We start from the raw sequence: 24,048 nt of genomic DNA, 5'->3' as shown, positions 1-24,048 counted from the left end.
ATCATGAAGTTGACAGGGACAAAGAGGACGGATCCCGCCGTGCCCCCTCTCCGTCGATCATGAAGTTGACGGCGGGATCCGTCCTCTTTGTCCCTGTCAACTTCATGATCGACGAGGTGACGGCTGTTGCCGGGGTCTGGTAATCGTGACGGTGTGTCCGATACCGACCACCTGCCGCGCGGTGAGGCGCCGCGCGGGGAACCGGGCGCCGACTGGCGTCCGGAAACAGCCGTTGCGGCGATGGCCGTCGGCTGCGCCACGGTGAGAATGACGAGCGAGGCGGCGTCCGACATCCGCCCGTGGGACGCCGTGGAGTCTGTCGCATGAGCGGCTGGGAACTGTCCGGATACACCCCGGTCCGCCGGCTCGGTGCCGGCGCGTCGGGCAGCGTCGTGCTCGCCACCCACGACGCCACCGGCACCCCCGTCGCGATCAAGTACCTGATCCGCGACCTGGGCGAGGACTCGGCGTTCCGGACCGCGTTCCGCACCGAGGCCCGGCTCCTCGGCGAGATCGACGACCCGCACGTCAGCCGCCTCTACGAGTACGTGGAGAGCCCGCACGGCGCCGCCATCGTGATGGAACTGGTCGACGGCGTCTCACTGCGCCAGATGCTGCGCGAACACGGCCCGACCACACCCGAGGCCGCGCTCTGCGTCCTCAAGGGCTCACTCGCCGGTCTGGCCGCCGCACACACCCACGGTGTCGTGCACCGCGACTACAAACCGGAGAACGTGCTGGTCACCGGCGCCGGGCTGAGCAAGCTCGCCGACTTCGGCATCGCCATGCCGATCGGCCAGGGCTCCGACACCACAGTGTCCGGCACGCCCCGCTACATGGCCCCCGAGCAGTGGACCGGCGCCCCGGCCGGCCCCGCGTGCGACGTCTACGCCGCCACCGCCACGTTCTTCGAGTGCCTCACCGGCCGCCCCCCGTACCAGGGACCGGACCTGCTCTCCCTGCGCGACCAGCACGCCAGCGCGCCGATCCCCGCCGAGGCGGCACCCCCGCCGGTGCACGAACTGCTGCGCCACGGCATGGCCAAACGTCCCGACGAGCGCCCGCCGTCCGCCGAGGCGTTCCTGGAGCTGCTGGAACGGGTCGCCGGCACCGGCTACGGCCCGGAATGGGAGGAACGCGGGCTGCGCGAGCTGGCTCGGCGGGCGTTGCTGCTGGCCGCGCTGTGGCCGTTCCCGGACCGGGCCGAGGGCGCCACCGCCGTCGCGCACACCGAACTCGGCACGACCACCACCGGCCGGGGCGGACGGTTCCGTAAGGGCCGCACCCGTACCGTCCTCGCCGCCGGTGCCCTGGCCGCCGCCGTCCTGGCCGGCGGCGCAGGCTACAGCTACGCCGCCCACGACGACACGTCCGCCGCGGGCCCGACCGGCCCGGCGAGCGCCGCCCCCGCCACCACCGGCGCACCCGTACCGGACCCGACCGACGCCGAGACACCCAGCCCGTCACCGACGCCCAGCCCGTCCACCGTGTCCGCCACGCCGCCGCCTCCCGCGCCGTCGGCCACCCCCGATCCGACGGGGACGCCGACCCGAACAGGCACACCCACCCCCAGCGCGTCGCGCACCACCAGCCCGCCGCCACCGGACGTGACGGCGCCGGTCGTGGACGGCGTGAGTGCCGACCCGGGCGAGCTGGACCCGAAGGGCTGCCCCTACGGCGCCAAGAGCAGCACCGTCACCGCCACCGTCACCGACGACCGCAGCGGCCCGGCCGCGCTCACGGTCACCTTCGGCTACACCGTCGACGGCGCCACCGGCACGATCCGGATGGCCGCCGCCGGGCGCGGCGTGTTCACCGGCACGCTCGGCCCGCTGTCCACGCCCAAGCGCAGCGCCCGCATCCCCATCCGGGTCACCGCCGCCGACGCCGCCGGCAACACGACCACCTCGACGTCACCGGTGTACGTGACGCTCTACCACGACTGCACCCCCGGCTAGGAGTACGACAGTGCCCGCTGCCCCGCACCGCAGCCCGTCCCGGGGACGGTCGGCGTGACCCGCCCCGACGAGCCCACCGAGGCGCTGCCCACCCGCGCCCTGCCGCTCACCGGCGACGCGGACGCCGCCGAGCCCACCGTTCATCTCACCCGGCCCCGAGCCGACGCCGACTCGACGGTGCCGCTCGCCGTCATGCAGGCGGAGCCGGCTGCCGAGGGTGGGGAGCCGACGACGGCACTGGTCATCGAGAGCGCGGAGCCGACCGTCCGGCTCGCCGTCGACACCCCGGCGGCGACCGGCAGGTCGGAGCCCACCGTCCACCTACCCGGGGCGGGGGCCGCCCAGCCACCCACCGCCGAACCCACAGTCCACCTGACGGCGATCCCCGGCGGGGACGACCGCACCGCAGACCTCGCCGCCTCGGCCACGGCGACACCGCCCGATGCCGAGCCGACCGTGCACATCCGCCCAGGCCGGGCAGACGACACAGGTGAGGCGACTGTTCACTTCGTGGCGGCTCCGGACAGCAGGGCGGGGGAGCGGACAGTGAGCCTGCGGTCGGCTCCGGTTGATCCGGCGGGCGAGGCGACGGTCCATATGCGCCCAGCACCGGCGGACGCGACTGGACAGGCCACCGTCTACCCGCGTCCGAGCGCGGAACCGCCCCAGCGCCCCGGCGCGGAACCGACCGCATCGTGGCAGCCCACCGCCTCCTGGCAGCCCACCGGCGTACCGCATCAGGGTCACACCACCGGGACGGCGGCGACCGGCGCCGGGGCGTACCCGGATCGGACCGGCCACGCGCGGGCGGTGAGTGGCGTGCCGGCCCCGGGCGGTGAGCTGCGCTTCGGGCCGGGCGTGCCGGCGACGCCGCCGCCCGCGCCGCCCTGGCCCACCGCGCCGCCGATACGGCCGCGTCCGGCCTGGCGTCGCGTCGTCTCGGTGCTGTCCACGCTGCTCACCGTGGTGCTGCTGCTGGCTGTCGGCCTCTACCTGTGGCAGCGGCTGCGCCCGCTGGAGGTCGAGGGGGTCACCGTCGCGGTGCCCCGGCCGGCCGGTGTCGCCTGCGACGTGACTGTCGACGTGGTGGCCACCGTGCGCACCAACGGGCGCGGCGGAACGATCCGGTACCAGTGGTTCCGCTCCGACGCGCCGCCCGGCGCCGTGCTCACCGAACGGGTCGGCAGCGGGCAGCAGACCGCCGCGCTCACCCTCAAGTGGACGTTCACCGGGGTCGGGACGACCACCGGCATCGCCACCGTCAACATCGTCGAACCGACGACGGCGCAGGCCAGCACCCGCGTCGTCTACCGCTGCCCCGGAGGCTGACCGCGTTTCCGCGCGCGCGGATCCGGGTAGCCCCACCCGAACAAACCTGGACCACGCACGTGGAGGCCCTTCGATGAGAGACAACTTCGGGGACGCGGTGGGCGACGCGTTCCGTTCGGTGATGCTGTTCCTGCCCAAGGCGGTCGCGTTCGTCGCGATCCTGGTCGTCGGCTGGCTGATCGCCAAGGCCGTGCTGAAGCTCGTGGACAAGGTGCTGGAGCGGGTCCACTTCGACCGGGCCGTCGAGCGCGGCGGGATCAAGACCGCGCTGGCCCGCTCGAAGTACGACGCCAGCGACATCGTCGCGAAGCTGGCCTACTACGGGGTGCTGCTGGTCACGCTCCAGCTCGCGTTCGGCATCTGGGGCCCGAACCCCATCTCCGACCTGATCGCCGGCGTGATCGCCTGGCTGCCCCGGGCGTTCGTCGCCATCGTCATCGTGGTGGTCGCCGCGGCCATCGCCCGCGCGGTGAAGGACATCATCTCCAGCGCGCTCGGTGGCCTCTCGTACGGCCGGGTGCTGGCGAACCTCGCCTCGGTGTTCATCCTGGGCCTCGGCGTCATCGCCGCGCTCAACCAGATCGGCGTCGCCACCACCGTCACCACCCCGGTGCTGATCGCGGTGCTCGCCACCGTGGGCGGCATCCTGGTCGTCGGCGTCGGCGGCGGGCTGGTCCGGCCGATGCAGAGCCGCTGGGAGAACTGGCTGACCCGGGCCGAGGAGGAGTCGCGCACCATCGCCACGCACGCCCGCGCGTACCAGGCCGGCCGGCGCGACGTCGAGGCCCGGCTCGCCGCGACCGGCCCGTACGCGGAGTCCGAGCTGACCCAGCCGGTGAGCCGCGACGCCGAGGCGGACCGCACGCAGCCGGTGCCTGCGTACCCGGCCACCCCGTCGACCACGGCCGCCGCAAGTGAGGACCCCACCGAGCCGGTGCCGTCGCAGGCGGGCGCGGAGGCCACGCAGCACATTCCGGCGTACGCGGACTCCGAGCGCACTCAGCCGACCACGCCGCGCCAGCCGACCGCCGAGCAGGCCGCGGACAACGAGGCCACCATGGTCATTCCGCAGGCCGACGTGGAGAAGTTCCGCCGCTGACCCGAACAGCGGAGACGAACCGGGGCGGGACCACACGGTCCCGCCCCGAATTCGTGCCCGCCGGGGGACCACCCGGGCGCCTCGCGGCGGATAGGATCCCGGCATGACCTGGCGATGTTGATGCCTTCCTGAGCGACGAGGCCGCGGGCCGCCGCGGACGCCGTGCATTCCGACCGGTGTCCGTCACGTCCCGTGGGAAGGTTCCATGCTCGTCGCTCCTGCCCGCGTACCAGCGACCCGCCGCCTGGCGGCGACGCTCTACGGGTACGCGTTCCTCACCGACCTCGTCCTGCTCTACCCGCTCTACGTGCTGCTGTTCGCCGACACCGGGTTGTCGGTCGGGCAGATCTCCTCGCTGTTCGTGCTCTGGGCGGCCGCCGGCATCGTGCTGGAGGTGCCCTCCGGCGTGTGGGCCGACGCGGTGTCGCGCCGCCTGCTGCTCTGCCTCGCGCCGCTGCTGGCCGCCGCCGGGTTCGCGCTCTGGGTGCTGCTGCCGTCCTATCCGGCGTTCGCCGTGGGCTTCCTGCTCTGGGGTGCCGGAGGCGCACTGCGCTCCGGCGCGCTGGAGGCGCTCGTCTTCACCGAGTTGGAACGCCTCGGCGCGGCCGACCGGTACGCCCGGCTGATCGGCCGGACCCGCACCGCCGAGGTGCTCGGCGCGGTCGGATCAGGGGTGCTCGCCGGGCCGGTGTTCGCGCTCGGCGGCTACCTCGCTGTCGGCGCGGCGAGCGTGGTCACGTGCCTGCTGGCGGCGGCCGTCGCGGCCCGCTTCCCGGAGCACCGCCAGCCGCCGGCCGCGCCTGTCCCGAGCGGGGATGACGACGAGGCCGGCTGGCTGGACAGCCTGCGCCTGGGCCTGCGCGAGGTGCGGGCCGACCGCCGCGTCCGCGCCGCCGTGCTGCTGGTCGCGGCGGTCACAGCGATCTGGGGTGGGCTGGACGAGTACACCGGGCTGCTGGCCGCCGACACCGGCATGGCCGAGGTCGGCGTACCGCTGCTGCTCCTGCTGGTGTGGGCCGGGATGACAGTGGGCGGGCTGCTCGCGCCGCTGGGCGAGCGGCTGTCCCACAGCGGGTACGCCGGTCTGCTCGTGTTCGCGGCCGCGGCGACGGCGGCCGGGGCGCTGCTGCGGCACCCGGCGGGGTTCGTGCTGCTGGCTGCGGCGTTCGCCGCGTTCCAGCTGGCCACCGTGCTCGCCGACGTGCGGCTCCAGGCCCGGATCACCGGGTCGGCGCGGGCCACCGTCACCTCGCTCGCCGGAATGGCCACCGACCTGACCATCGTCGCCTTCTACGCCGGGTACGGGCTGCTCGCCGGTGCGATGGGCAACCCGGCTGCCTTCGCGGTCGCGGTGCTGCCGTACCTGCTGGTGGCGCTCTGGCTGTTCACCGGTCGAGCATGAATCGCCAGAAAAGGGACCAATGGTCGCGTTCGCGGCCTAGCGTTGGTCCGGAAATTCGGCGACCCCGGGGGACGATCGCGGTGACGTTGGAAGCAGAGCGCACACTGCGCGACGAGGACCTGACCGGGCTGGCGGACCTGGCCGCCCAGCTGCGGGTGGACGCGATCAGGTGCAGCACGATGGCCGGCTCCGGGCACCCCACGTCCAGCCTCTCCGCCGCCGACCTGCTCGCCGTGCTCGTCGCCCGGCACCTGCGCTACGACTGGTCCTACCCGGGCAACCCCGGCAACGACCACCTGATCTTCTCCAAGGGGCACGCCTCCCCACTGCTGTACGCGGTGTTCCGGGCCACCGGCGCGATCAGCGAGCAGGAGCTGCTGGAGACGTACCGGCGATCCGGGTCGCGCCTGCAGGGCCACCCCACGCCGGTGCTGCCCTGGGTGGACGTCGCCACCGGCTCGCTCGGGCAGGGCCTGCCGGTCGGCGTCGGGGTGGCACTCGCCGCCCAGTACCTGGACCGGTCGCCCGCCCACGTCTGGGTGCTCTGCGGCGACAGCGAGACCGCCGAGGGGTCGGTGTGGGAGGCGCTGGACAAGGCCGGCCACTACGGGCTGCGCAACCTCACCACGATCGTGGACGTCAACCGGTTCGGCCAGCGCGGCCCCACCGAACTGGAGTGGGACCTGGACACCTACCGGCGGCGCGTCGAGGCGTTCGGCTGCCGGGCGATCGTGGTCGACGGCCACGACCCGGGCGCGATCGACGAGGCGTACGGGCAGGCACGCGACGCCACCGGGCCGACAGTGGTGCTGGCCCGCACGGTCAAGGGCAAGGGCGTGCCCGAGGTGGAGAACAACCCGTCCTGGCACGGCAAGCCGTTCGACCCGGAGCTGGCCGAGCGCGCAGTGCGGGCGCTCGGCGGCCCCCGGCGCATCCGGGTCGCCGGACCGAAGCCACCGCCCGCGCCCCGGGCCGCCGCGCCGGAGATCCGGCAACCGGAACTGCCGACGTACGAGCGCGGCGCGAAGGTCGCCACCCGGGACGCGTACGGCGACGCGCTGCGCGCCCTCGGCGCGGCCCGGCCCGACGTGGTCGCGCTCGACGGCGAGGTCAGCGACTCCACCCGGGCGGAGCGCTTCGCCACCGCGTACCCGGACCGGTTCTTCCAGATGTTCATCGCCGAGCAGCAGCTCGCCGCCGCGGCGGTGGGCCTGGCGGTGCGCGGCTACCGGCCGTTCGCGGCTACGTTCGCCGCGTTCTGGTCCCGGGCGTACGACTTCATCCGGATGGCGGGCGTCTCCCGGGCCGACATCGCGCTCGTCGGCTCGCACGCCGGGGTGGAGATCGGCCCGGACGGCCCGTCCCAGATGGGGCTGGAGGACATCGCCGCGCTGCGGGCGGTGCCCGGCTCCACGGTGCTGTGCCCGGCCGACGCGGTCTCCTGCGCGGCCCTCGTCGCCCAGATGCCCGACCAGCCGGGCGTCAGCTACCTGCGGACGACGCGCGGCGCGTACCCGGTGCTCTACGACGACGCCGAGCCGTTCCCGATCGGCGGCAGCCGGATGCTGCGCGACGGCGGGGACGTGGCGCTGCTCGGCACCGGCGTCACGGTGCACCTCTGCCTCGCCGCCGCCGACGAGCTGACCCGCGAGGGCATCGACGCCCGGGTGATCGACCTGTACTCGATCAAACCGGTGGACCGGCAGCGCCTGGCCGAGACCGTCGTGGAGACCGGCGGGCGGCTGGTGGTGGTCGAGGACCACTACCCGGAGGGCGGGCTGGGCTCCGCGGTGCTGGAGGCGCTCGCCGACCTGGGCGAACCGGCCCGGGTCAACCACCTGGCGGTACGCGGGCTGCCCGGCTCCGGCACCCCCGCCCAGCAGCTCGACCGGGCCGGCATCGGCGTCGGCGCGATCGTCTCGGCGGCGCGGGCCCTGGCCTGAGCCGTACCGCCGGGGCCCGCGGCGCGGCGGTGTTTGCCCGGACCGGCGGCGGGTAGCCACGCTGCCGTTGCGACGGGAGGACAGACGATGGCCGAACCGGAGTTCTACGCGCGGGTCTCCGCCCGTGCCGGCGTGCCGGTGGAGACGGCCCGCGCGCTGACCGAGGCGACGCTGCGCACGCTCGCCGAACGGATCAGCGGCGGCGAGGCCGACGACCTGTCCGCGCACGTCGCGCACGAGCTGCGTCCGCTGCTGGCCCGCGCCCGCGTCGAGGACCCCGAGGTCTTCGGGTACGACGAGTTCCTGCGCCGGGTCGCCGAGCGCTCCGGCGCCACACCGTCCGACGCCGAGCGCGGCGCCCGGGCGGTGTTGCAGGCGCTGCACCGGGTGATCGGGCCGGCCCAGTTCAACCGCGCGCTGTCCCAGCTGCCGCGCGAGATCGCCGAGCTGGCCCAGCCCGCCCCACGCCCCGCCTAGGCGAAAGGAAGGGCCCCTTATTAACGCCTCCGGTAGAGGAAGGGCCCCTTGTTAACACCCGCCGCCACGGGCCGCCAGCGTCGGCGCCGGGGTAACAAACTGTTGCTGTTTCGTGCATCTCTGGCGCTCTTGGGGAAGCTATAGTGATCGGGTGAACCTGAAGGAATGGGCGGCGTCGACCGGCATCGCGTACATCACCGCTCGGCGGCAGTACGCAGCCGGGACGCTGCCCGTTCCCACATACCGGATCGGCCGCCTGATCATGGTCGGAGAGCCGGTCACCGGCACGCCGGCCGGAACCGGGCAGACGGTCGTGTACGCCCGCGTGTCGTCCGCCGATCAAAAGCCCGACCTGGATCGACAGGTCGCTCGGGTGACCGTCTGGGCCACCGGCCAGAAACTCGGTGTGGACCGGGTGGTGACCGAGGTCGGCTCCGCACTCAACGGGCACCGCAAGAAGTTCCTCGCCCTGCTGCGCGACCCGGCTGTATCAACGATCGTGGTCGAACACCGTGATCGGTTCGCCCGCTTCGGCGCCGAATACGTTGAGGCTGCTCTCTCAGCGCAGGGCCGCCGGTTGCTCGTCGTGGACCCGGCGGAGGTCGACGACGACCTGGTCCGCGACGTCACCGAGATCCTGACCTCACTATGCGCCCGTCTCTACGGCCGCCGCGCCGCCGCTAACCGCGCTCGCCGCGCGGTCGAGGCTGCCACCGAGGAAAGTCCGGCGTGAGAACGATCCAGGCGTACCGGTTCGCCCTCGACCTCACCTCCGGCCAGGAACGCAATGTTCTTGCCCACGCGGGGGCGGCCCGCGTCGCTCACAACTGGGCGCTCGCGAAGGTCAAGGCCGTCATGGACCAGCGGGCCGCCGAACGCTCGTACGGCGTTCAGGACGACCTGTTGACGCCGTCGCTGTCCTGGTCCCTGGCCGGGCTGCGTAAGGCATGGAACCACGCGAAGGGCGACGTCGCGCCGTGGTGGGGCGAGGTGTCGAAGGAGGCGTTCAACACCGGCCTCGACGCGCTCGCTCGCGGGTTGAAGAACTGGGCCGACTCCCGTAACGGCAAACGAGCCGGGAAACCGGTCGGCTTCCCCCGGTTCAAGTCCCGCCGCCGCGCCACACCGAGCGTGCGGTTCACCACCGGGGCGATCCGGGTCGAACCCGACCGAAAGCATGTGGTGCTGCCCCGGCTGGGCCGCCTGAAGTTGCACGAGTCCGCCCGCAAACTCGCCCGCCGCCTGGACAACGGCACCGCCCGGATCATGTCCGCAACCGTGCGCCGCGACGGCGGCCGGTGGCACGTCTCCTTCACCGTGGAGGTCGAGCGCACCGAGCGCCAACCGGCGCACCCCTCCTCGGTCGTCGGCGTGGATGTCGGCATCAAGCACCTCGCGGTCCTGTCTACCGGCGAGATGGTCGATAACCCACGTCACCTCCTGGCCGCGCAGCAGCGGATGCGCGTGCTCGGCCGTGCGCTGTCGCGTAAGACCGGCCCGGACCGACGCACCGGCAGACGGGTGTCTAAGCGGTGGGAACAGGCTGCGACTCGGCTCGGCCGTGCGCACGCCCGGGTGGCGAACCTGCGCCGCGACGGGCTGCACAAGCTCACCACCCGCCTCGCCCGCGAGCACGGCACGGTGGTGGTCGAAGACCTCAACGTGACCGGGATGCTCGCCAACCGCAGGCTGGCCCGGCACATCGCTGACGCCGGGTTCGCGGAGATTCGCCGCCAACTGACGTACAAGACCGAATGGAACGGTGGTCGGCTGCTGCTGGCCGACCGCTGGTATCCGTCCTCGAAGACCTGCTCGGGCTGCGGCGCGGTGAAAACCAAACTCGCCCTGCACGAGCGCGAGTACGAATGCGAGGCGTGCGGTCTGGTCATCGACCGTGACCGCAACGCCGCCCGTAACCTGGCCGCGCTGGCGGCTGAGTTCGACACCGCCGGGAGTGGCCCGGTGGCAGGACGTGGAGACGACCGGAAGACCCGCATACGCGGGCAGGTGTCCGTGAAACGTCAACCCGGCACCGCATCCGCGGGTCAGACCGGGACCGTCCTACCACAAGGCAGGACTACCATCCGCGCGTTCGCTAGAGCGCACTGAAAGGTAACGGGAGGCGTCACTCGGGCAGCGCGTCCAGGTAGACCCAGCGGCCGTCCTCGCGGGCGAAGCGGCTGTGCTCGGCCAGGACGCCCGCCTGCCCGCCCTCGCGGTAGTGCGCCCGGAACCGCACCGTCCCGGCGCTGTCGAACAGGCCGCCCTGACCGGTCTCCACGATCTCCAGCCGGGTCCAGCGGGTGCCCGGGTCCAGCTCCAGCCGCCCAGGGCGGGTGGTGGAGTGCCAGCTGTGCCGCAGGTAGGCCGCGTCGCCGAGCGCGAACGCGCTGAACCGGGACCGCATCAGCGCCTCCGCTGTCGCCGCCGTCGCCTCGCCCCGGTGCACCGGGGCGCAGCAGTCCGCGTACGGCCGGCCGGTGCCGCACGGGCAGGCCGCCGGACGCTCACCCGCGCCCTCGCGCGCCTTCCGTCTCGCCACCCGGCGATTCTCTCCCACACCACGACCGCCCTCGCGGCCGGTAGGCCGGGCAATCCCGGACGGGACAGGATGAGAGGGCGCGCTGGTCGATGGCGAGGACGGTGGAGAGGGGCAGTCGCCGGCGAGGCGGCTGAGGCCACCAGCGTCGGCTGACCGACCTCGTATAGTCGCCTCCATGATCACTCGTGGGGCCACGGCCGACGCCACCACCGGCGGTTCCGGCGTCCGGAACCTCCGCGACGCAGGCGGCGTCGGGTCGTTGCGCCGTGGGGTCCTGTATCGCTCTGGCGCCCTGCATCTCCTGACGCCCGAGGGTGCCCGGGAGCTGGAGGACCTCGGGCTACGCACGGTCATCGACCTCCGCAGCATCCGAGAGGTGGCCGACCGGCCGGACCGGTGTGCGGGTCTCGGCGTCGAGCACTGCCACTTTCCGGTGTTCACCGAGCAGAGCTGGCCGGACGACCAGGTGGCGCTGTACCCGTACATGGCTGAGCAGGCCGGTCGTGCCACCGTCGCGATCATCCGGCAGCTCATCACCCCCGGCGCGCTACCTGCCCTGGTCCACTGCGCCTCCGGCAAGGACCGCACCGGAGTCGTCGTCGCCGTCATCCAGACTCTCCTGAATGCTTCCGATGCGGAGGTCACCCAGGACTTCCTGCGCTCGAACGCCGCTCTGGACCTCACCGGATCGCCGGCCGGCGCGGCGATCGGACACGGCACCCGCCCGGTGACCGCAGCGCACCTGCTTCATGCCATGGTGTGGATCCGCAGCCACCACGGCTCGGTCTCCGCCTATCTCCAGGCTGCCGGCGCCACCGAGGCCGAACTGGAGGCCCTGCGGGGGGTGCTTGCCTGACACGGTTCTGCCACCGGCCGGTACCGCACGTCTTCGCAATCGCTGCGCCCACGAGGCAGCCGCAGGCGCTACGCTCCCCGGACCATGAGCGTGAGCCCGACTCAGCGTGCCCTCGACCCGGATCAGGTCCGCCGCCACCTCACCGCCTCGTTCGGATCCGGCGCCGAGGTGGCCGACTGCGGGCCGCTGACCGGTGGCGGCTTCGCCGCCGTCTGGTGGGTACGCCTCACCGACGGCCGGGACGTGGTGCTCAAGGTCGGTCCGGCGCCGCACGTGCCGTTGCTGCGCTACGAGCGCGACATGATCGGCGCGGAGGCGCACTACCTGCGCCTGGTGGCCGACCGCGCACCGGGGGTGCCGACGCCTGCGCTGCTGCACCACGGCACCGACCCCGACCTCGGTGACTGGCTGCTCATGGCGCGGCTACCAGGTCGTACCCTCTGGGACCTGAGCCGGGCCGGCGCGGACGTCGGGCCGCTGCGCGCGGAGTTCGGCCGCGCGCTCGCCGCGCTGCACGGCGTCACCGGCGAGCGGTACGGCTACGACGGCGACCGGGCCTCCGGGGCGACCTGGCGGGACGCCTACACGGCCATGGTGGACGACATGCTCGCCGACGCCGCGGACTGGGCGGTGCCGCTGCCGGCGCCCGCGACCCGGATCCGGGAGCTGGTGGCGCGGCACGCGGAAGTGCTCGACGCGGTACACCGCCCAGCGCTGCTGCACTTCGACGGCTGGGCCGGGAACGTGCTGGCAGTGGACGGGCCGGACGGCACGCCCCGGCTCACCGGCCTGGTCGACGGCGAGCGGTACCTGTGGGGCGACCCGCTGATGGACCTCGTGTCGCCGCTGCTGTTCCGCCGCGCCGAGGACGAGCCGGACGACCCGCTGGTACGCGCCTACCGGGCGGCGGCGCCGTTCCCGTTCGACGCCGGGGCGCGGCGGCGGCTCGGGCTCTACCGGCTGTATCTCTACCTGCTGATGACTGTCGAGATGCCCAGCCGGAACATCACCGCCGACAACGACCCGGGCCGGGTGGAGCTGCTGGCGGAACTCCTCGGCGCGGAACTGGCCGACCTGGCGGACTGAGCGTCACCGGGTCGCGGTGGCGAAGACGACGATGTTGTCCGGGTAGCTGCCGGTCCGCGGGTCGAACCGCCCGCCGCACGTGATCAACCGCAGCCGCGCCGCCGCGTCGCCGCCGTAGACGCGCGCGGTGGGGAAGCGCTCCTTCGGGTACGCCCCGACGCCGTCCACAGTGAACGTCGCGGTCCGGCCGTCGGCGCGCAGCACGCGAATGGTGTCGCCGCTGCGCAGCCGCCCGAGGTCGAAGAAGACCGCCGGGCCGTGCTGCGAGTCGACGTGCCCGACGAGCACCGCGTTGCCGGCCTGGCCGGGTGCGGGACCGGGGTGGTACCAGCCGGTGACCTCCGGGCGTTCCAGCGGCGGCACCTCCAGCGCGCCGTCCGCGTCGGTGGCGACCGGGACGATCTCGGCGTCGACGCCGATGCGGGGGATGGTGACCCGGACCGGCGTGGACCGGGGGAGCGCCGGGCCGGCCGTACCCGGTCGTTCGGTGGCGGGCGCGGCGGAGACGCCGGGCTGCGGTGGTGCCGCCGACGTGGTGCCGAGCCCGGCCGAGACCAGGCCGGCGCCGGCGGCGGCGGCGACCGTGACGGCGGTGACCACGGCGGCGGTGCGCAGCCGCGACCGGCCGCCGTGCGGCGACGAGGCCAGCATCCCACCTCCGTCCGACAGGGACGCGGCGCCCGCGCCGGAGCATCCGGCGCGGGCGGACCGCTCGGCGAGCCGGTCAGGCGGCGGCGTCCGCGCGGCGCCGGCGGATGACCGCGTACGCGCCTCCGGCGAGCGCCCCGGCGGCCAGCACGCCACCGGCGATCAGCACTCCGGTGTCGCCGTCGCGTCCGCCGCCACCGGCCTGCGCGCCGCCGATCGGGGTGACGGTGAACGTGGCGCTGCCGCCGTCGCTGCCGTCGCCGCACGTGGTGGCGACCGTGTACGTGCCGAGCGTGAACCCGGCGGTGAACAGTTCGGCGCTCAGGCCACCGCCCGCGGCGGCCGTGGTGGACCGGACGTTCTGGTCCCGGTCCGGGCCGGTGACCCGGAAGATCGCGTCACCGGCGTTCGGGTTGCACGTCGTGGTCAGCACGACGGTGCCGCCGACCGGGGTGGTGGCGGGTGAGACTCTGGTGTCCGCCAGCGCGGCGGCCGGGAGCAGCAGTGCGCCGAGGCCCACGCCGAACGCCGCCGATCCGAGAAATGACTGTGCCTTCATCCGCGTCTTCCCTCACTTTTCGTCCGCTGTAGGCGTGGGACGTCGTTCGGGTGGCCAACTCCGTGACGAGCACCGGTGTGGCCAACACTAGGAGGGTTGCGGCGGTCACTGGGGGTAATTGAGAAATCTTCGTTGCCGTCCGGTGTGCTCCCTGCCGCCACGACACGGCGGACATGCCGGGCCAGCCCGGACGGCGAACCGTACCGGTTCGCCGTGTCTGGGGTCTGGTGTCCCGTTCGCGCCTAGCGGACCGGCGGCTCCGGCCGGACCAGTCCGGTGTCGTACGCGAGCACCACCGCCTGGATCCGGTCGCGCAGGCCCAGCTTGGTGAGGATCGCCGAGACGTGGGTCTTCACGGTGGCGGTGCTCAGGTGCAGCCGGGCGGCGATCTCCGCATTGGACAGTGCCCGCGCGGTGAGCGTCAGCACCTCCCGCTCACGGGCGGTCAGCACGGCGAGCACGTCGCCGGCGGGCGCGGGCGCGGGCAGCCGGTCGGCGTACCGGTCCAGCAGCCGCCGGGTCACAGTGGGCGCGAGCAGGGCCTCGCCCCTGGCCACCACGCGTACCGCCTCGGCGAGGTCGGCCGGGCGGGTGTCCTTGAGCAGGAACGCGCTCGCCCCGGCGCGCAGCGCGGCGTAGACGTGTTCGTTCAGGTCGAACGTGGTCAGCATGACCACCCGGGCCGGGTTGCCGGCAGCCACCAGGTCCCGGGTGGCGGCGATGCCGTCGCGCCGGGGCATCCGCACGTCCATGAGCACCACGTCCGGCCGGGTCCGCGTCGCCACCGCGACCGCCTCGACACCGTCGGCCGCCTCCCCGACGACGCTCAGGTCGGGCCGCGCGTCGAGGACGGTACGCAGCCCGGCGCGGATCAGCTCCTGGTCGTCGGCGACCACCACCCGCACGGTCACCGGCCCGCCCCGACCGGCAGTCGTGCGTGGACCCGGAACCCGCCGGCCGGCAGCGGGCCGGCGTCGAGCGTGCCGCCGAGCAGCCGGGCCCGCTCCCGCATGCCGACGATGCCGCGCCCGGTGGGCGTACCGGGCCGGCGGGCGGGCGCCGGGCCGTCGTTGACGACCTCCAGCCGCAGTACGCCGTCGCGATAGTGGACGTCCACGTCGGCGTGGGTGGCGTGCCCGTGGCGCAGCGCGTTCGTCAGTGACTCCTGCACGATCCGGTACGCCGACAGCTGCACCCCGCCGGGTAGCGCCTCGCCGTCGCCCTCCCGGTGCAGCGTCACCGGAAGGCCGACCGCCCGGACCGCGTCGGCGAGCGCGTCGAGCTGCGCCAGTCCCGGCTGTGGCCCGCCCTGCTCGGACCCGTCGTCGGCGGCGAGCGCGTGCAGCATGGACCGTAGTTCGGTCAGCGCCGACCGGGCCGCCGTGTCGATCGCGGCGAGCGCGGCGCGGGCCTGTGCCGGGTGCTCGTCGAACACGTCCTCGGCGGCGGCGGCCTGGACGGCGATGACCGCGACGTGGTGCGCCACCACGTCGTGCAGTTCCCGGGAGATGCGTTCCCGCTCGGCCGCCAGCACCTGCCGTTCCCACGCGCAGCGCCGTTGCGCCTGGCCCCGTTGCAGCTCGCCGAGCGTCCAGCTCAGGGCCAGCGCGGTCACCGCCAGCAGCAGGTCCCGCCAGCCGCCGGTGACCAGCTTCCACGGCGTGGGCGCCAGCAGCAGCCCGAGCGCGACGAGCGAGTACCGGGGCGGGCGCAGCCGGGCCACGTACGCCATCGGCACCGCGACCAGGCCGAGCCAGCCGAGCTGCGGGCAGAGCGCCTCCAGGCCGACGCCTGCCAGCGCGGCGACGGTGAGGGCGTACCCCGGGTGGCGCCGGATCCACAGCAGACAGCTCGCCTGCGCCACGGCGAGGCCGACCGCGACGGCGGTCGCGCCGGGCGTGTCCGGGCCGGCGTCGGAGGCCAGCAGCGCGAGCAGGCACACGGCGATGCTCGCGGTGGCGATGCCGCCGTCGAGCAGCAGCAGGAACCGGGACCGGGACGCGCATCTCATGTCCGGATGCTAGGCCGCCGGTCCACCGCTTCTCATCGGTCGCCAGACGGAGATCCGGGCCGGTGGTCGTTCGGGCGACGGAGCCGGGAACCGCTCCGCGGCCCGATCCGCGCGGCGGCCCGCCGGACCTAGCGTTTCCGGCAGTCGTCCCGATGTGGAGGAGTCACCGATGGAGACCACGATCCCGACAGTCACCGCCCGCCCGAACCGCCGCCGGGACCGCCTGCTCACGGTGTTCGCGGCGACCGCCGCCGCGCTGCTGGGCTGGGTGGTCGCGGTACCGGTCGCGGGGGTGGAGCTGATCGCGCGCAGCGGCTCTACGGACCAGCGGGTGACGCCGGTGGCCGTGGTGGTGAGCACGCTGCTCGCCGGGCTGGCCGGCTGGGCGCTGCTGGCCCTGCTGGAACGGCTCACCGCCCGTGCCCGGACCGTCTGGACGGTGGTCGCGGGCCTCGTGCTGCTGGTGTCCCTGCTCGGGCCGCTGGGCGGGGGAGTGGGGGGTGCGGCGACGCTGACGCTGGTGGCGTTGCACCTGGTCGCGGGCGCGGTGCTGATCACCGGCCTGCGCCGGACCGCCGCCCGCTGACGGCCGGGCGATCCGCTGACGGGTCCGGACCGCCGCGACGGGGGCAGGCGGCCCGGACCATCAGAACTAGCCTCCTAGGATGGCTTACGCGATGTGACGCCGAAATTCCTCCGCCACCGATGTCGAGAACGCAACGCCGGCTTCGTCCCCGGAGTGAACGCGGCCAGAATGGGTCGCACCCTCCACGAGGAGACACTCATGAAGTACCTGCTCCTGAAGCACTACCGCGGCGGCCCGACCCCGGTGTCCGACATGCCGATGATCGACAAGTGGACGCCGGAGGAGATCTCCGCGCACGTGCACTACATGCAGGAGTTCGCGGCGAAGCTGCAGGAGAGCGGCGAGTACGTCGACGGCCAGGCGCTCGCCCCGGAGGGCACGTTCGTCCGCTACGACGGCGAGGGACGCCCGCCTGTCACCGACGGCCCGTTCGCCGAGACGAAGGACCTCATCGCCGGCTGGATGGTGATCGACGTGGACAGCTACGAGCGCGCGCTCGAACTGGCCGCCGAGCTGTCGGCCGCGCCGGGGCAGGGCGGCAAGCCGATCCACGAGTGGCTGGAGCTGCGCCCGTTCCTGACCGCGCCGCCGACCATCACCGAGTGATCCGTCCGATGGACGAGGTCGCGCTCCGCAGCCTCATCCCGGGCGTGCTCGGTGTCCTCGTCCGCCGCGGAGCCGACTTCGCGGCGGCCGAAGACGCCGTGCAGGACGCGCTCATCGAGGCGCTGCGCGTCTGGCCGGCCGACCAGCCCCGCGATCCGCGGGGCTGGCTGGTGACCGTGGCCTGGCGGCGGTTCCTGGACGTGGTGCGCGCCGACGCCGCCCGGCGCCGGCGCGAGGACCTCGTGGACGAGGAACCGCCGCCCGGCCCGGTGCCGGCGGTCGACGACACGCTGCGGCTCTACTTCCTCTGCGCGCATCCGTCGCTGAGCCCGTCGTCGGCCGTCGCGTTGACGCTGCGCGCCGTCGGCGGGCTCACCACCCGGCAGATCGCGCAGGCGTACCTGGTGCCGGAGGCCACCATGGCGCAGCGGATCAGCCGGGCCAAGCGCACCGTGTCCGGGGTGCGGTTCGATCAGCCCGGTGACGTCGCCACCGTGCTGCGCGTGCTGTACCTGGTGTTCAACGAGGGCTACTCCGGCGACGTGGACCTGGCCGCCGAGGCGATCCGGCTCACCCGGCAGCTCGCCGCCGCGATCGACCACCCCGAGGTGGCCGGGCTGCTCGCGCTCATGCTGCTGCACCACGCCCGCCGGGCCGGGCGGACCGCGCCGGACGGCAGCCTGGTGCCGCTGGCTGAGCAGGACCGCGGCCGGTGGGACACCACGCTGATCGCCGAGGGCGTGAGCATCCTCCAGACCGCCCTGTCCCGCGACCGGCTGGGCGAGTTCCAGGCCCAGGCCGCCGTCGCGGCGCTGCACGCCGACGCGCGTACGGCGGCCGAGACCGACTGGGTGCAGATCGTCGAGTGGTACGACGAACTCGTGCGCCTGACCGGCAGCCCGATCGCCCGGCTCAACCGGGCGGTGGCGGTCGGCGAGGCGGACGGCCCGCGCGCCGGGCTGGCGGCGCTCGCGGCGCTCGACGACTCGCTGCCCCGGTACACGGCGGTGGCCGCGTACCTGCACGAACGCGACGGCGACCCGGACCGGGCGGCCCGGCTGTACGCGGAGGCGGCCCGCCGCGCGTCCAGCCTGGCCGAACGCGACCACCTGAACCGGCAGGCGGCCCGCCTCAACACCCGCCGCCCCGGATAAACCGGTCGGCGGCGCGCGTCGCCGCTGGTAGGTTGCCTCGCCGTGACGGGGGAACGGCTCGGCGGGCGCTTCGCCCGACTGTGGACGGCGAGCACGCTGTCCGCGCTGGGTAGCGGGACGGCGACGGTGGCCGCGCCGCTGTACGTGGCGTCGATCACCGACGATCCGCTGGTGGTGTCGGCCGGGGCGGCGGTGTCGTGGCTGCCGTGGCTGCTGTTCGCGCTGCCCGGTGGCGTGCTGGCGGACCGGGTGGACCGGCGGCGGCTGATGGTGCTCATCGACTGGGTACGCGTCGGCGCGCTGGCCGTGCTGGCGGCGGCGATGCTGGCCGACCGGGCCGGGATCGCGCTGCTCTACGCGGTGCTGTTCGTGGTGAACACCGGCGAGGTGGTGTTCCGGACCGCCGCGCAGGCGGTGCTGCCGGCGGTGGTGCCGCGGTCCCTGCTGGAACGCGCCAACGGCTGGCTGGGCGGCGGCACCCAGGTGATGCAGAACATGATCGCCGGCCCGCTCGGCGGGTTCCTGTTCGTGCTGGCGGCGTCGCTGCCGTTCGCCCTCAACGCCGGCACGTACGCGCTGAGCGCCGTGCTGGTCGGACTGCTCGCCGGGACGTACCGGGGCGGGCCGGCGCCGGAGGAGCGGCGCTCGATGCGGGCGGAGGTCGCCGAGGGGTTCCGCTGGCTGTGGGGGCAGCGGCTGCTGCGCACCATGACGGTGCTGATCGGCCTGCTGAACGTCACGCTCACCGCGGCCGTGGCGGTGCTGGTTCTGCTCGCCACCGAGCGGCTCGGTCTCGGCTCGGTCGGCTACGGCGCGTTGTTCACCTGCATGGCGCTCGGCGGGGTGCTCGGCTCGCTGGTGGGGGACCGGCTGATCGCCGCCATCACACCCACCTGGACGGTGCGGACCGGGCTGCTGGTCGAGGCGGGACTGCACCTGGCGCTCGCCGCGTCCCGCAGCGCGGCCGTGGTCGGGTTCGCGCTGTTCGCGTTCGGGGCGCACAGCGCGCTGTGGAACATCGTGGCGAACTCGCTGCGGCAGCGCCTCACCCCGCCCGCGTTGATGGGCCGGGTCGGCAGCACCACGTTGTTCGTCGCGGCGGGCGGCAACTGCGTCGGCGCGCTGCTCGGCGGCGTGGTGGCGGCCCGGTTCGGCATCACCGCGCCGTACTGGGTGGGTTTCGTGGTGGCGGTCGCGGTGATCGCCGCGACGTGGCGGGTCTTCGACCGGGCGACGGTGGCCGCCGCCTACGCCGAGCCGGCCCCGCAGAAGCCCGCGCCGGTGGCCTGAGCGCGGGTCGGCCGGTGGCCGCCTCCGCCGATGTGGCAGCGTGGCCGGATGCACGCATCCTTCCCGGTCGACGTCGACCTCGCGCTGGTCGGCGGCGGCGGCGCCGCGTCCCTGGTCCTGGCCGCGCTGGACCGCCACGACGTGACCGGGCTGCGGGTCGCGGTGGTCGACCCGGTGCACAAACGCGGCCAGGACCGCACCTGGGCGTTCTGGGGCCTGCCCGGCGACGACCTCGACCCGATGCTGAGCGCGAGCTGGTCGCAGGTCGACGTGGTCACGCCGGCCGGCCGCCGTGTCCTGTCGCTCGACCCCCTGCGGTACGCCATGCTCCGCTCCGCCCCGGTCTACGACCGGGCTGCCGAGGCCGAGCGGCGGCTGGACGCGGTCCGGATCAGCGTCCCGGCGGGGGAGCTGCACGACGACGGTGAGCGGGTCACGGTCCGCGACCCGGACGGGCGGGACCTGGTGCGGGCCGGGTGGGTGCTGGACTCGCGGCCCCGGCGGCCGAAGCGGCCGGGGCGGACCAGCTGGTTGCAGCACTTCCGTGGGTGGTGGCTGGCCGCCGACCGGCCCACGTTCGACCCGGAGCGGGCGGTGCTGATGGACTTCCGCACTCCGCAGCCGGCGCGCGGGGTGTCCTTCGGGTACGTGCTGCCGGTCGACGACCGGTTCGCGCTCGTCGAGTACACCGAGTTCGGGCCGGCCCTGCTCGACGACGCGGGCTACGACGCGGCGCTGCGCGGGTACGCCGACCTGCTCGGCCTGGACCTGACCGCGCTGCGGGTGCGGGAGGTCGAGGACGGCGTGATCCCGATGACCGACGGGCCGTTCGAGTCCCGCCCGAGCCCGCGCGTGGTGCGGCTGGGCACCGCCGGTGGGGCGACGCGCCCGTCCACCGGGTTCACGTTCTCGGCGATGCTGCGCCAGGCCGACCAGGTGGCACTGGCGCTCGCCGCCGGCCGCCCGCCGGTGCCGGCACCCGCGTACCCGGGCCGGCACCTGTGGATGGACGCGGTGGCGCTGCGCGCGCTGGACCGGGGACACGTCGGCGGCGTGGAGTTCTTCGAGCGGCTGTTCGACCGCAACCCGCCGGAACGGGTGCTGCGGTTCCTCGACGGCGTGACCAGCCCCGCCGAGGATCTGGCGGTGATGCGGTCCAGCCCGCTGCTGCCGATGACCGGCGCGGTGCTCGGCGACGCGGCCGGCCGGCTGCGGGCCCGCCTGCGGCGCTAGCCTCGGTGGCCGGTCGCCGCGGCGACGCGGTCGCGCACCAGCGTCCGCAGTTGCTCCATCGGGTCGCCGTCGCCCGCGCCGAGCCGGTTGCGCACCGCCGCCACCGTCAACCCCAGTTCCGGGTACGCGAACGCGAGGCTGCCGCCGCTACCGGCGGTGCCGAACGATCCGTCGTCCTCGACCGCGTACCCGAGCCCGAACGTGCTCTCCTGCCCGAACACCCACTCCTGCGCGCGTACCGCCGGGGCGGACACCTCCCGCATCCGCTCGGCGGAGATCAGCCGTACCCCGTCGACCGGACCGAGCAGCGCCGCGTACATCCGGGCCACCGCGCGGGCGCTCATCGTGCCGACCGACGGCACGTCGGCGCGCAGCACGTCGGGGCGGGAGCCGATGACGGTGTCCGGCCGTACCGCGGGCGGGGCGACCGCGTCGAAGTGCGGCAGGTTGGCCCCGGCCCAGGTCATCAGCGCGGACAGGCCGGCGTCCTCCAGCCGGGCCAGGCGGGGCAGGTCCGCCTCCGGTACGCCGAGGAGCAGTTCCCGGTCCACGCCGAGCGGCCCGGCCACCTCCTCGGCGAGCACCCGCGACACCGGGGCGCCGGTGACCCGCCTGATCACCTCGCCGAGCAGCCAGCCCCACGTCCAGGCGTGGTACGCGAGCCGCTCGCCCGGTGCCCACAGCGGCCGCGCGTCGGCGAGCAGCTCGCACATGCGCGTCCAGTCGGTGAAGTCCTCCGGCGTGACGTCGGCCGGCAGCGCGGGCAGACCGGCGGTGTGGGTGAGCACGTGCCGCAGCGTGATGCCGTCCTTGCCGTGCCGGGCGAACTCCGGCCACACCCGCGCCAGCGGCAGGTCGTAGTCGAGCCGTCCCCGCTCGGCCAGCACGTGCACCACTGTGGCGGTGAGGCCCTTGCCGGTGGAGACCGCGTGCACGGGCGTGTCGGCCGTCATCGGCCGGCCGGTGGTGGTGTCGGCGAGCCCGGCCTGTTCGGTGACGATCGCGACCCCGTCCAGGTAGGCGGCCACCTGCACACCCGCCTCCCGGCCGGAGGAGACCAGCTCGTCGATCGTCGCCCGTACCTCGGCCCGCAGGCCGTCCCACCGCGTGTCCACGATCACGCAGCGTGCCAGACCGTGGCATCGGCGTCGTCCGCTTTTCGTGAGGGACGGCGACGGCGGCCGGCGTCGACTGTCGGCGGCGCTCAGCGGGTGACCGCGGTCGGCGTGCTGCCGGTGGTGCCCTGGGTGGGCAGCGGGTTCGTGTCGCCGGTGAGCAGCCGGGCGCGCAGCGCGGCGATCGTCTCCTGGCTGACGCCGAGCCGGCCGGTCACGTATCCGTGCACCGAACCGTGGGCGGCCCGCAGGTCGGCCAGCACCAGGCGGATGATCTCGGCCGGCGCCCGCCCGTACGCGGGCCAACCAGGCGTCGCGCCGCCGTTGCGGTCCCGCCACTCGGCGACCAGGCGGTCGGTGGCCTGCTCGGTGAGCGCGAAGTCCGCTGCGATCTGGTCGTCGTCCACGCCGAGCAGGGACAGCACCAGCGCGGCGAGCAGCCCGGTGCGGTCCTTGCCGGACGCGCAGTGGAACACCAGCGGGTGCTCGCCGTCCGCGATCACCTCGATCGCCTGGCGCAGCTCGGCCACGCCGTCCTCGGCCACCTCGGCGTACCGGTCGGCCAGGTAGCGCCACGGGTCCACGCCGGGGTCGATGTCGGCCTGCACGTACGGCCGGTGCTCGATGCTCAGGTTGAGCCAGGTCACGCCGAGGCTCTCCGGGGCCCGGCCGCGGTCGGCGATCTCCCACGGGTACCGCAGGTCGATCACGGTGCGGACGCCGAGCGCCGCGAACCGTTCCAGATCCTCACCGGCGAGCTTGGCCAGCGAGTCGGAACGGTAGAGGCGGCCCCGGGCGACGGTGCGGCCGTCGCCGGTCCGCCAGCCACCGAGGTCACGGAAGTTGCAGAGCGTGGCGAAGTCCGGGGGAGTGGTCACACCGGCAGGTTAGCCGGGCGCGGCGGGTCGGGTGGTCCCGCGTGCTCGCGTACCCGGTAGGTTGCCGGGCATGGTGGAGGCGGAGACCGGCCGGGTCGTGGAGATCTGGACCGACGGCGCGTGCAGCGGCAATCCCGGGCCCGGCGGGTGGGGCGCGGTGCTGCGCTGGGGCGGGCACGAGCGGGAGCTGTGCGGCGGCGAGGCCACCCCGACCACCAACAACCGGATGGAGCTGACCGCCGCGATCCGGGCGCTGGAGAGCCTCACCCGACCGGTGACGGTACGGCTGCACACCGACAGCACGTACGTGCGCAACGGCATCACCGGCTGGCTGAACGCGTGGAAGCGCAACGGCTGGCTGACCGCGGCGAAGCAGCCGGTGAAGAACGCCGACCTGTGGCAGGCACTGGAGGCGGCCTGCGACAGGCACGACGTGACGTGGCTATGGGTGAAGGGCCACAACGGACACCCGGAGAACGAGCGCGCCGACGCGCTGGCGAACCGGGGCATGACCGAGGCGCGGAGCGGCGCGGCGGCCGCCCCGCGTACGGCTCAGCGCAGCGGCCGGCCCTCCTCGATCTCCTCCGGCTCCTCGGACGGGTCGCCGGTGCCGGAGACCGCATCGACGTCGTAACCGGCGCGGCTGACCTCTCGTGCCGAGCGCCGGTCCTCGGCGGGCAGGTCGGCGAAGTCGTCACCGGTGTCGTCGGTGGTGTGCAGGGATTCGCCCGGCGGGCGCAGGGACGCCTCGTACGCGGTCGCGCCGTCGGGTTCGTCGCCGGCCGCGCGGCCGAAGGACTCTTCACTGGTCATGTCGCACTCCTGCCCGCAGCGGGTGACGGCAAACGTTCAGCGGGCGGCGTCCCGTCCGCGGGCCGCGTCCGGGTGGGTCGGCATCGAGGAGCCGCCCGAGCTGCTGCCGGAGGCGCCGCCCGCCATGCCGGATCCGTCGTCCTCGGTCACCTCGTCCGGTTTCGGCGCACCGGGAGCGGGGGCCGGCACGTCGGTGTCCGCGGCCGTCTGCACCAGCGGCACCTGCCCGGCCTCGTCCTCGGCGTGCGCCGGGTCGACCGGCTCCTCCGTCGTCTTGGGTTCGGTGGTGCTGCTGTTGGTGCTCACACGTTCCTCCTGGGGTTGTTGCTGGTCGGTGAGGGTCTGCCTGTCGATCTCAGATGCCGAGGCGGTCGTACGTGCCGGCCGGCCCGAAAACGTTTCGAAAACATGCACGGACGTCATTATCCGCTTCCTAGACTGCCCAGCAGGCGCGGTCCTGTTC

At 74.1% G+C, this 24,048-nt stretch carries 25 protein-coding genes; 16 read left to right on the top strand and 9 right to left on the bottom strand.

What is annotated here, in order from left to right; all coding sequences use genetic code 11:
* The first annotated feature begins 323 nt into the window (after positions 1 to 323).
* From ABD52_RS24395 to tnpB, 8 genes are all read left to right on the top strand, one after another.
* Positions 324 to 1,958 (top strand): serine/threonine-protein kinase, encoded by a 1,635-nt coding sequence (locus ABD52_RS24395; RefSeq protein ID WP_047893374.1) that lies wholly within the window; start codon positions 324 to 326, stop codon positions 1,956 to 1,958.
* Between the two features lie 54 nt (positions 1,959 to 2,012).
* Entirely contained in the window at positions 2,013 to 3,287 is a 1,275-nt protein-coding gene (locus ABD52_RS24390; protein ID WP_047893373.1) for a hypothetical protein, read from the top strand.
* 73 nt (positions 3,288 to 3,360) lie between these two features.
* Positions 3,361 to 4,386 (top strand): hypothetical protein, encoded by a 1,026-nt coding sequence (locus ABD52_RS24385; protein ID WP_030273185.1) that lies wholly within the window; start codon positions 3,361 to 3,363, stop codon positions 4,384 to 4,386.
* A 205-nt stretch (positions 4,387 to 4,591) separates the two neighbouring features.
* Entirely contained in the window at positions 4,592 to 5,788 is a 1,197-nt protein-coding gene (locus ABD52_RS24380; protein WP_047893372.1) for an MFS transporter, read from the top strand.
* Positions 5,789 to 5,868: 80 nt separating this feature from the next.
* On the top strand, positions 5,869 to 7,731 hold the full coding sequence (locus tag ABD52_RS24375; RefSeq protein ID WP_013476702.1) for a transketolase: 1,863 nt from the start codon (positions 5,869 to 5,871) through the stop codon (positions 7,729 to 7,731).
* 87 nt (positions 7,732 to 7,818) lie between these two features.
* On the top strand, positions 7,819 to 8,208 hold the full coding sequence (locus ABD52_RS24370) for a DUF2267 domain-containing protein (RefSeq protein WP_030273179.1): 390 nt from the start codon (positions 7,819 to 7,821) through the stop codon (positions 8,206 to 8,208).
* A gap of 151 nt (positions 8,209 to 8,359) precedes the next feature.
* Positions 8,360 to 8,941 carry an IS607 family transposase gene (locus ABD52_RS24365; RefSeq protein ID WP_047893371.1) on the top strand — a complete coding sequence of 194 codons (582 nt, stop codon included), beginning with the start codon at positions 8,360 to 8,362 and terminating at the stop codon, positions 8,939 to 8,941.
* Positions 8,938 to 10,317 (top strand): IS607 family element RNA-guided endonuclease TnpB, encoded by a 1,380-nt coding sequence (tnpB, locus tag ABD52_RS24360; RefSeq protein WP_047893370.1) that lies wholly within the window; start codon positions 8,938 to 8,940, stop codon positions 10,315 to 10,317. Before ABD52_RS24365 ends, tnpB begins: the two co-directional genes overlap by 4 nt.
* Before the next feature lie 16 nt (positions 10,318 to 10,333).
* On the opposite strand, the gene ABD52_RS24355 is transcribed toward tnpB, so the two are convergent.
* On the bottom strand, positions 10,334 to 10,750 hold the full coding sequence (locus ABD52_RS24355) for a YchJ family protein (protein WP_047893369.1): 417 nt from the start codon (positions 10,748 to 10,750) through the stop codon (positions 10,334 to 10,336).
* Between the two features lie 175 nt (positions 10,751 to 10,925).
* On the opposite strand from ABD52_RS24355, the gene ABD52_RS24350 reads away from it, so the two are divergent.
* The gene (locus tag ABD52_RS24350) at positions 10,926 to 11,606 is read left to right on the top strand and encodes a tyrosine-protein phosphatase (RefSeq protein WP_047893368.1); all 681 of its coding nucleotides are present in this window, start codon (positions 10,926 to 10,928) and stop codon (positions 11,604 to 11,606) included.
* Positions 11,607 to 11,690: 84 nt separating this feature from the next.
* A complete protein-coding gene (locus ABD52_RS24345; protein ID WP_047893367.1) occupies positions 11,691 to 12,692 on the top strand; it encodes a phosphotransferase family protein in 1,002 nt (333 codons plus the stop codon).
* Between the two features lie 3 nt (positions 12,693 to 12,695).
* Here the strand turns inward: ABD52_RS24345 and ABD52_RS24340 are convergent, their stop codons facing one another.
* The 4 genes from ABD52_RS24340 to ABD52_RS24325 all read right to left on the bottom strand — a co-directional run bounded on the left by ABD52_RS24340 (position 12,696) and on the right by ABD52_RS24325 (position 15,910).
* Positions 12,696 to 13,343, bottom strand: a complete 648-nt coding sequence (locus tag ABD52_RS24340) for a class F sortase (RefSeq protein WP_047893376.1) — start codon at positions 13,341 to 13,343, stop codon at positions 12,696 to 12,698.
* A gap of 73 nt (positions 13,344 to 13,416) precedes the next feature.
* A complete protein-coding gene (locus ABD52_RS24335) occupies positions 13,417 to 13,899 on the bottom strand; it encodes a hypothetical protein (protein ID WP_013286444.1) in 483 nt (160 codons plus the stop codon).
* A 242-nt stretch (positions 13,900 to 14,141) separates the two neighbouring features.
* The gene (locus tag ABD52_RS24330; protein ID WP_047893366.1) at positions 14,142 to 14,810 is read right to left on the bottom strand and encodes a response regulator transcription factor; all 669 of its coding nucleotides are present in this window, start codon (positions 14,808 to 14,810) and stop codon (positions 14,142 to 14,144) included.
* A complete protein-coding gene (locus ABD52_RS24325; RefSeq protein ID WP_047893365.1) occupies positions 14,807 to 15,910 on the bottom strand; it encodes a sensor histidine kinase in 1,104 nt (367 codons plus the stop codon). Before ABD52_RS24325 ends, ABD52_RS24330 begins: the two co-directional genes overlap by 4 nt.
* 169 nt (positions 15,911 to 16,079) lie before the next feature.
* Here ABD52_RS24325 and ABD52_RS24320 point away from each other — a divergent pair, with 169 nt between their 5' ends.
* The 5 genes from ABD52_RS24320 to ABD52_RS24300 all read left to right on the top strand — a co-directional run bounded on the left by ABD52_RS24320 (position 16,080) and on the right by ABD52_RS24300 (position 20,779).
* Positions 16,080 to 16,496 (top strand): DUF6069 family protein, encoded by a 417-nt coding sequence (locus tag ABD52_RS24320; RefSeq protein WP_047893364.1) that lies wholly within the window; start codon positions 16,080 to 16,082, stop codon positions 16,494 to 16,496.
* 168 nt (positions 16,497 to 16,664) lie between these two features.
* Entirely contained in the window at positions 16,665 to 17,102 is a 438-nt protein-coding gene (locus ABD52_RS24315; protein ID WP_047893363.1) for a YciI family protein, read from the top strand.
* A gap of 8 nt (positions 17,103 to 17,110) precedes the next feature.
* Positions 17,111 to 18,256, top strand: a complete 1,146-nt coding sequence (locus ABD52_RS24310) for an RNA polymerase sigma factor (protein ID WP_047893375.1) — start codon at positions 17,111 to 17,113, stop codon at positions 18,254 to 18,256.
* A 42-nt stretch (positions 18,257 to 18,298) separates the two neighbouring features.
* Positions 18,299 to 19,546 carry an MFS transporter gene (locus ABD52_RS24305; protein ID WP_047893362.1) on the top strand — a complete coding sequence of 416 codons (1,248 nt, stop codon included), beginning with the start codon at positions 18,299 to 18,301 and terminating at the stop codon, positions 19,544 to 19,546.
* Between the two features lie 48 nt (positions 19,547 to 19,594).
* Positions 19,595 to 20,779 (top strand): lycopene cyclase family protein, encoded by a 1,185-nt coding sequence (locus ABD52_RS24300; protein WP_200905233.1) that lies wholly within the window; start codon positions 19,595 to 19,597, stop codon positions 20,777 to 20,779.
* On the opposite strand, the gene ABD52_RS24295 is transcribed toward ABD52_RS24300, so the two are convergent.
* Positions 20,776 to 21,894 (bottom strand): serine hydrolase, encoded by a 1,119-nt coding sequence (locus ABD52_RS24295; protein WP_235437546.1) that lies wholly within the window; start codon positions 21,892 to 21,894, stop codon positions 20,776 to 20,778. The genes ABD52_RS24300 and ABD52_RS24295 overlap by 4 nt on opposite strands.
* A gap of 89 nt (positions 21,895 to 21,983) precedes the next feature.
* Positions 21,984 to 22,772 carry a tyrosine-protein phosphatase gene (locus ABD52_RS24290; RefSeq protein WP_047893359.1) on the bottom strand — a complete coding sequence of 263 codons (789 nt, stop codon included), beginning with the start codon at positions 22,770 to 22,772 and terminating at the stop codon, positions 21,984 to 21,986.
* Positions 22,773 to 22,842: 70 nt separating this feature from the next.
* Here ABD52_RS24290 and rnhA point away from each other — a divergent pair, with 70 nt between their 5' ends.
* Positions 22,843 to 23,406 (top strand): ribonuclease HI, encoded by a 564-nt coding sequence (gene rnhA, locus ABD52_RS24285; RefSeq protein WP_047893358.1) that lies wholly within the window; start codon positions 22,843 to 22,845, stop codon positions 23,404 to 23,406.
* Here rnhA and ABD52_RS24280 read toward each other — a convergent pair.
* Both ABD52_RS24280 and ABD52_RS24275 read right to left on the bottom strand, forming a co-directional pair.
* A complete protein-coding gene (locus ABD52_RS24280) occupies positions 23,325 to 23,585 on the bottom strand; it encodes a hypothetical protein (protein WP_013286433.1) in 261 nt (86 codons plus the stop codon). The genes rnhA and ABD52_RS24280 overlap by 82 nt on opposite strands.
* Positions 23,586 to 23,621: 36 nt before the next feature.
* On the bottom strand, positions 23,622 to 23,891 hold the full coding sequence (locus ABD52_RS24275) for a hypothetical protein (protein WP_047893357.1): 270 nt from the start codon (positions 23,889 to 23,891) through the stop codon (positions 23,622 to 23,624).
* Positions 23,892 to 24,048: the final 157 nt, after the last annotated feature.

This window comes from Micromonospora sp. RV43, from assembly GCF_001029515.1.
Lineage (GTDB): Bacteria > Actinomycetota > Actinomycetes > Mycobacteriales > Micromonosporaceae > Micromonospora > Micromonospora aurantiaca.
Note: the sequence above shows the minus strand (reverse complement) of the source record. Positions and strands in the feature narration are given on the sequence as shown.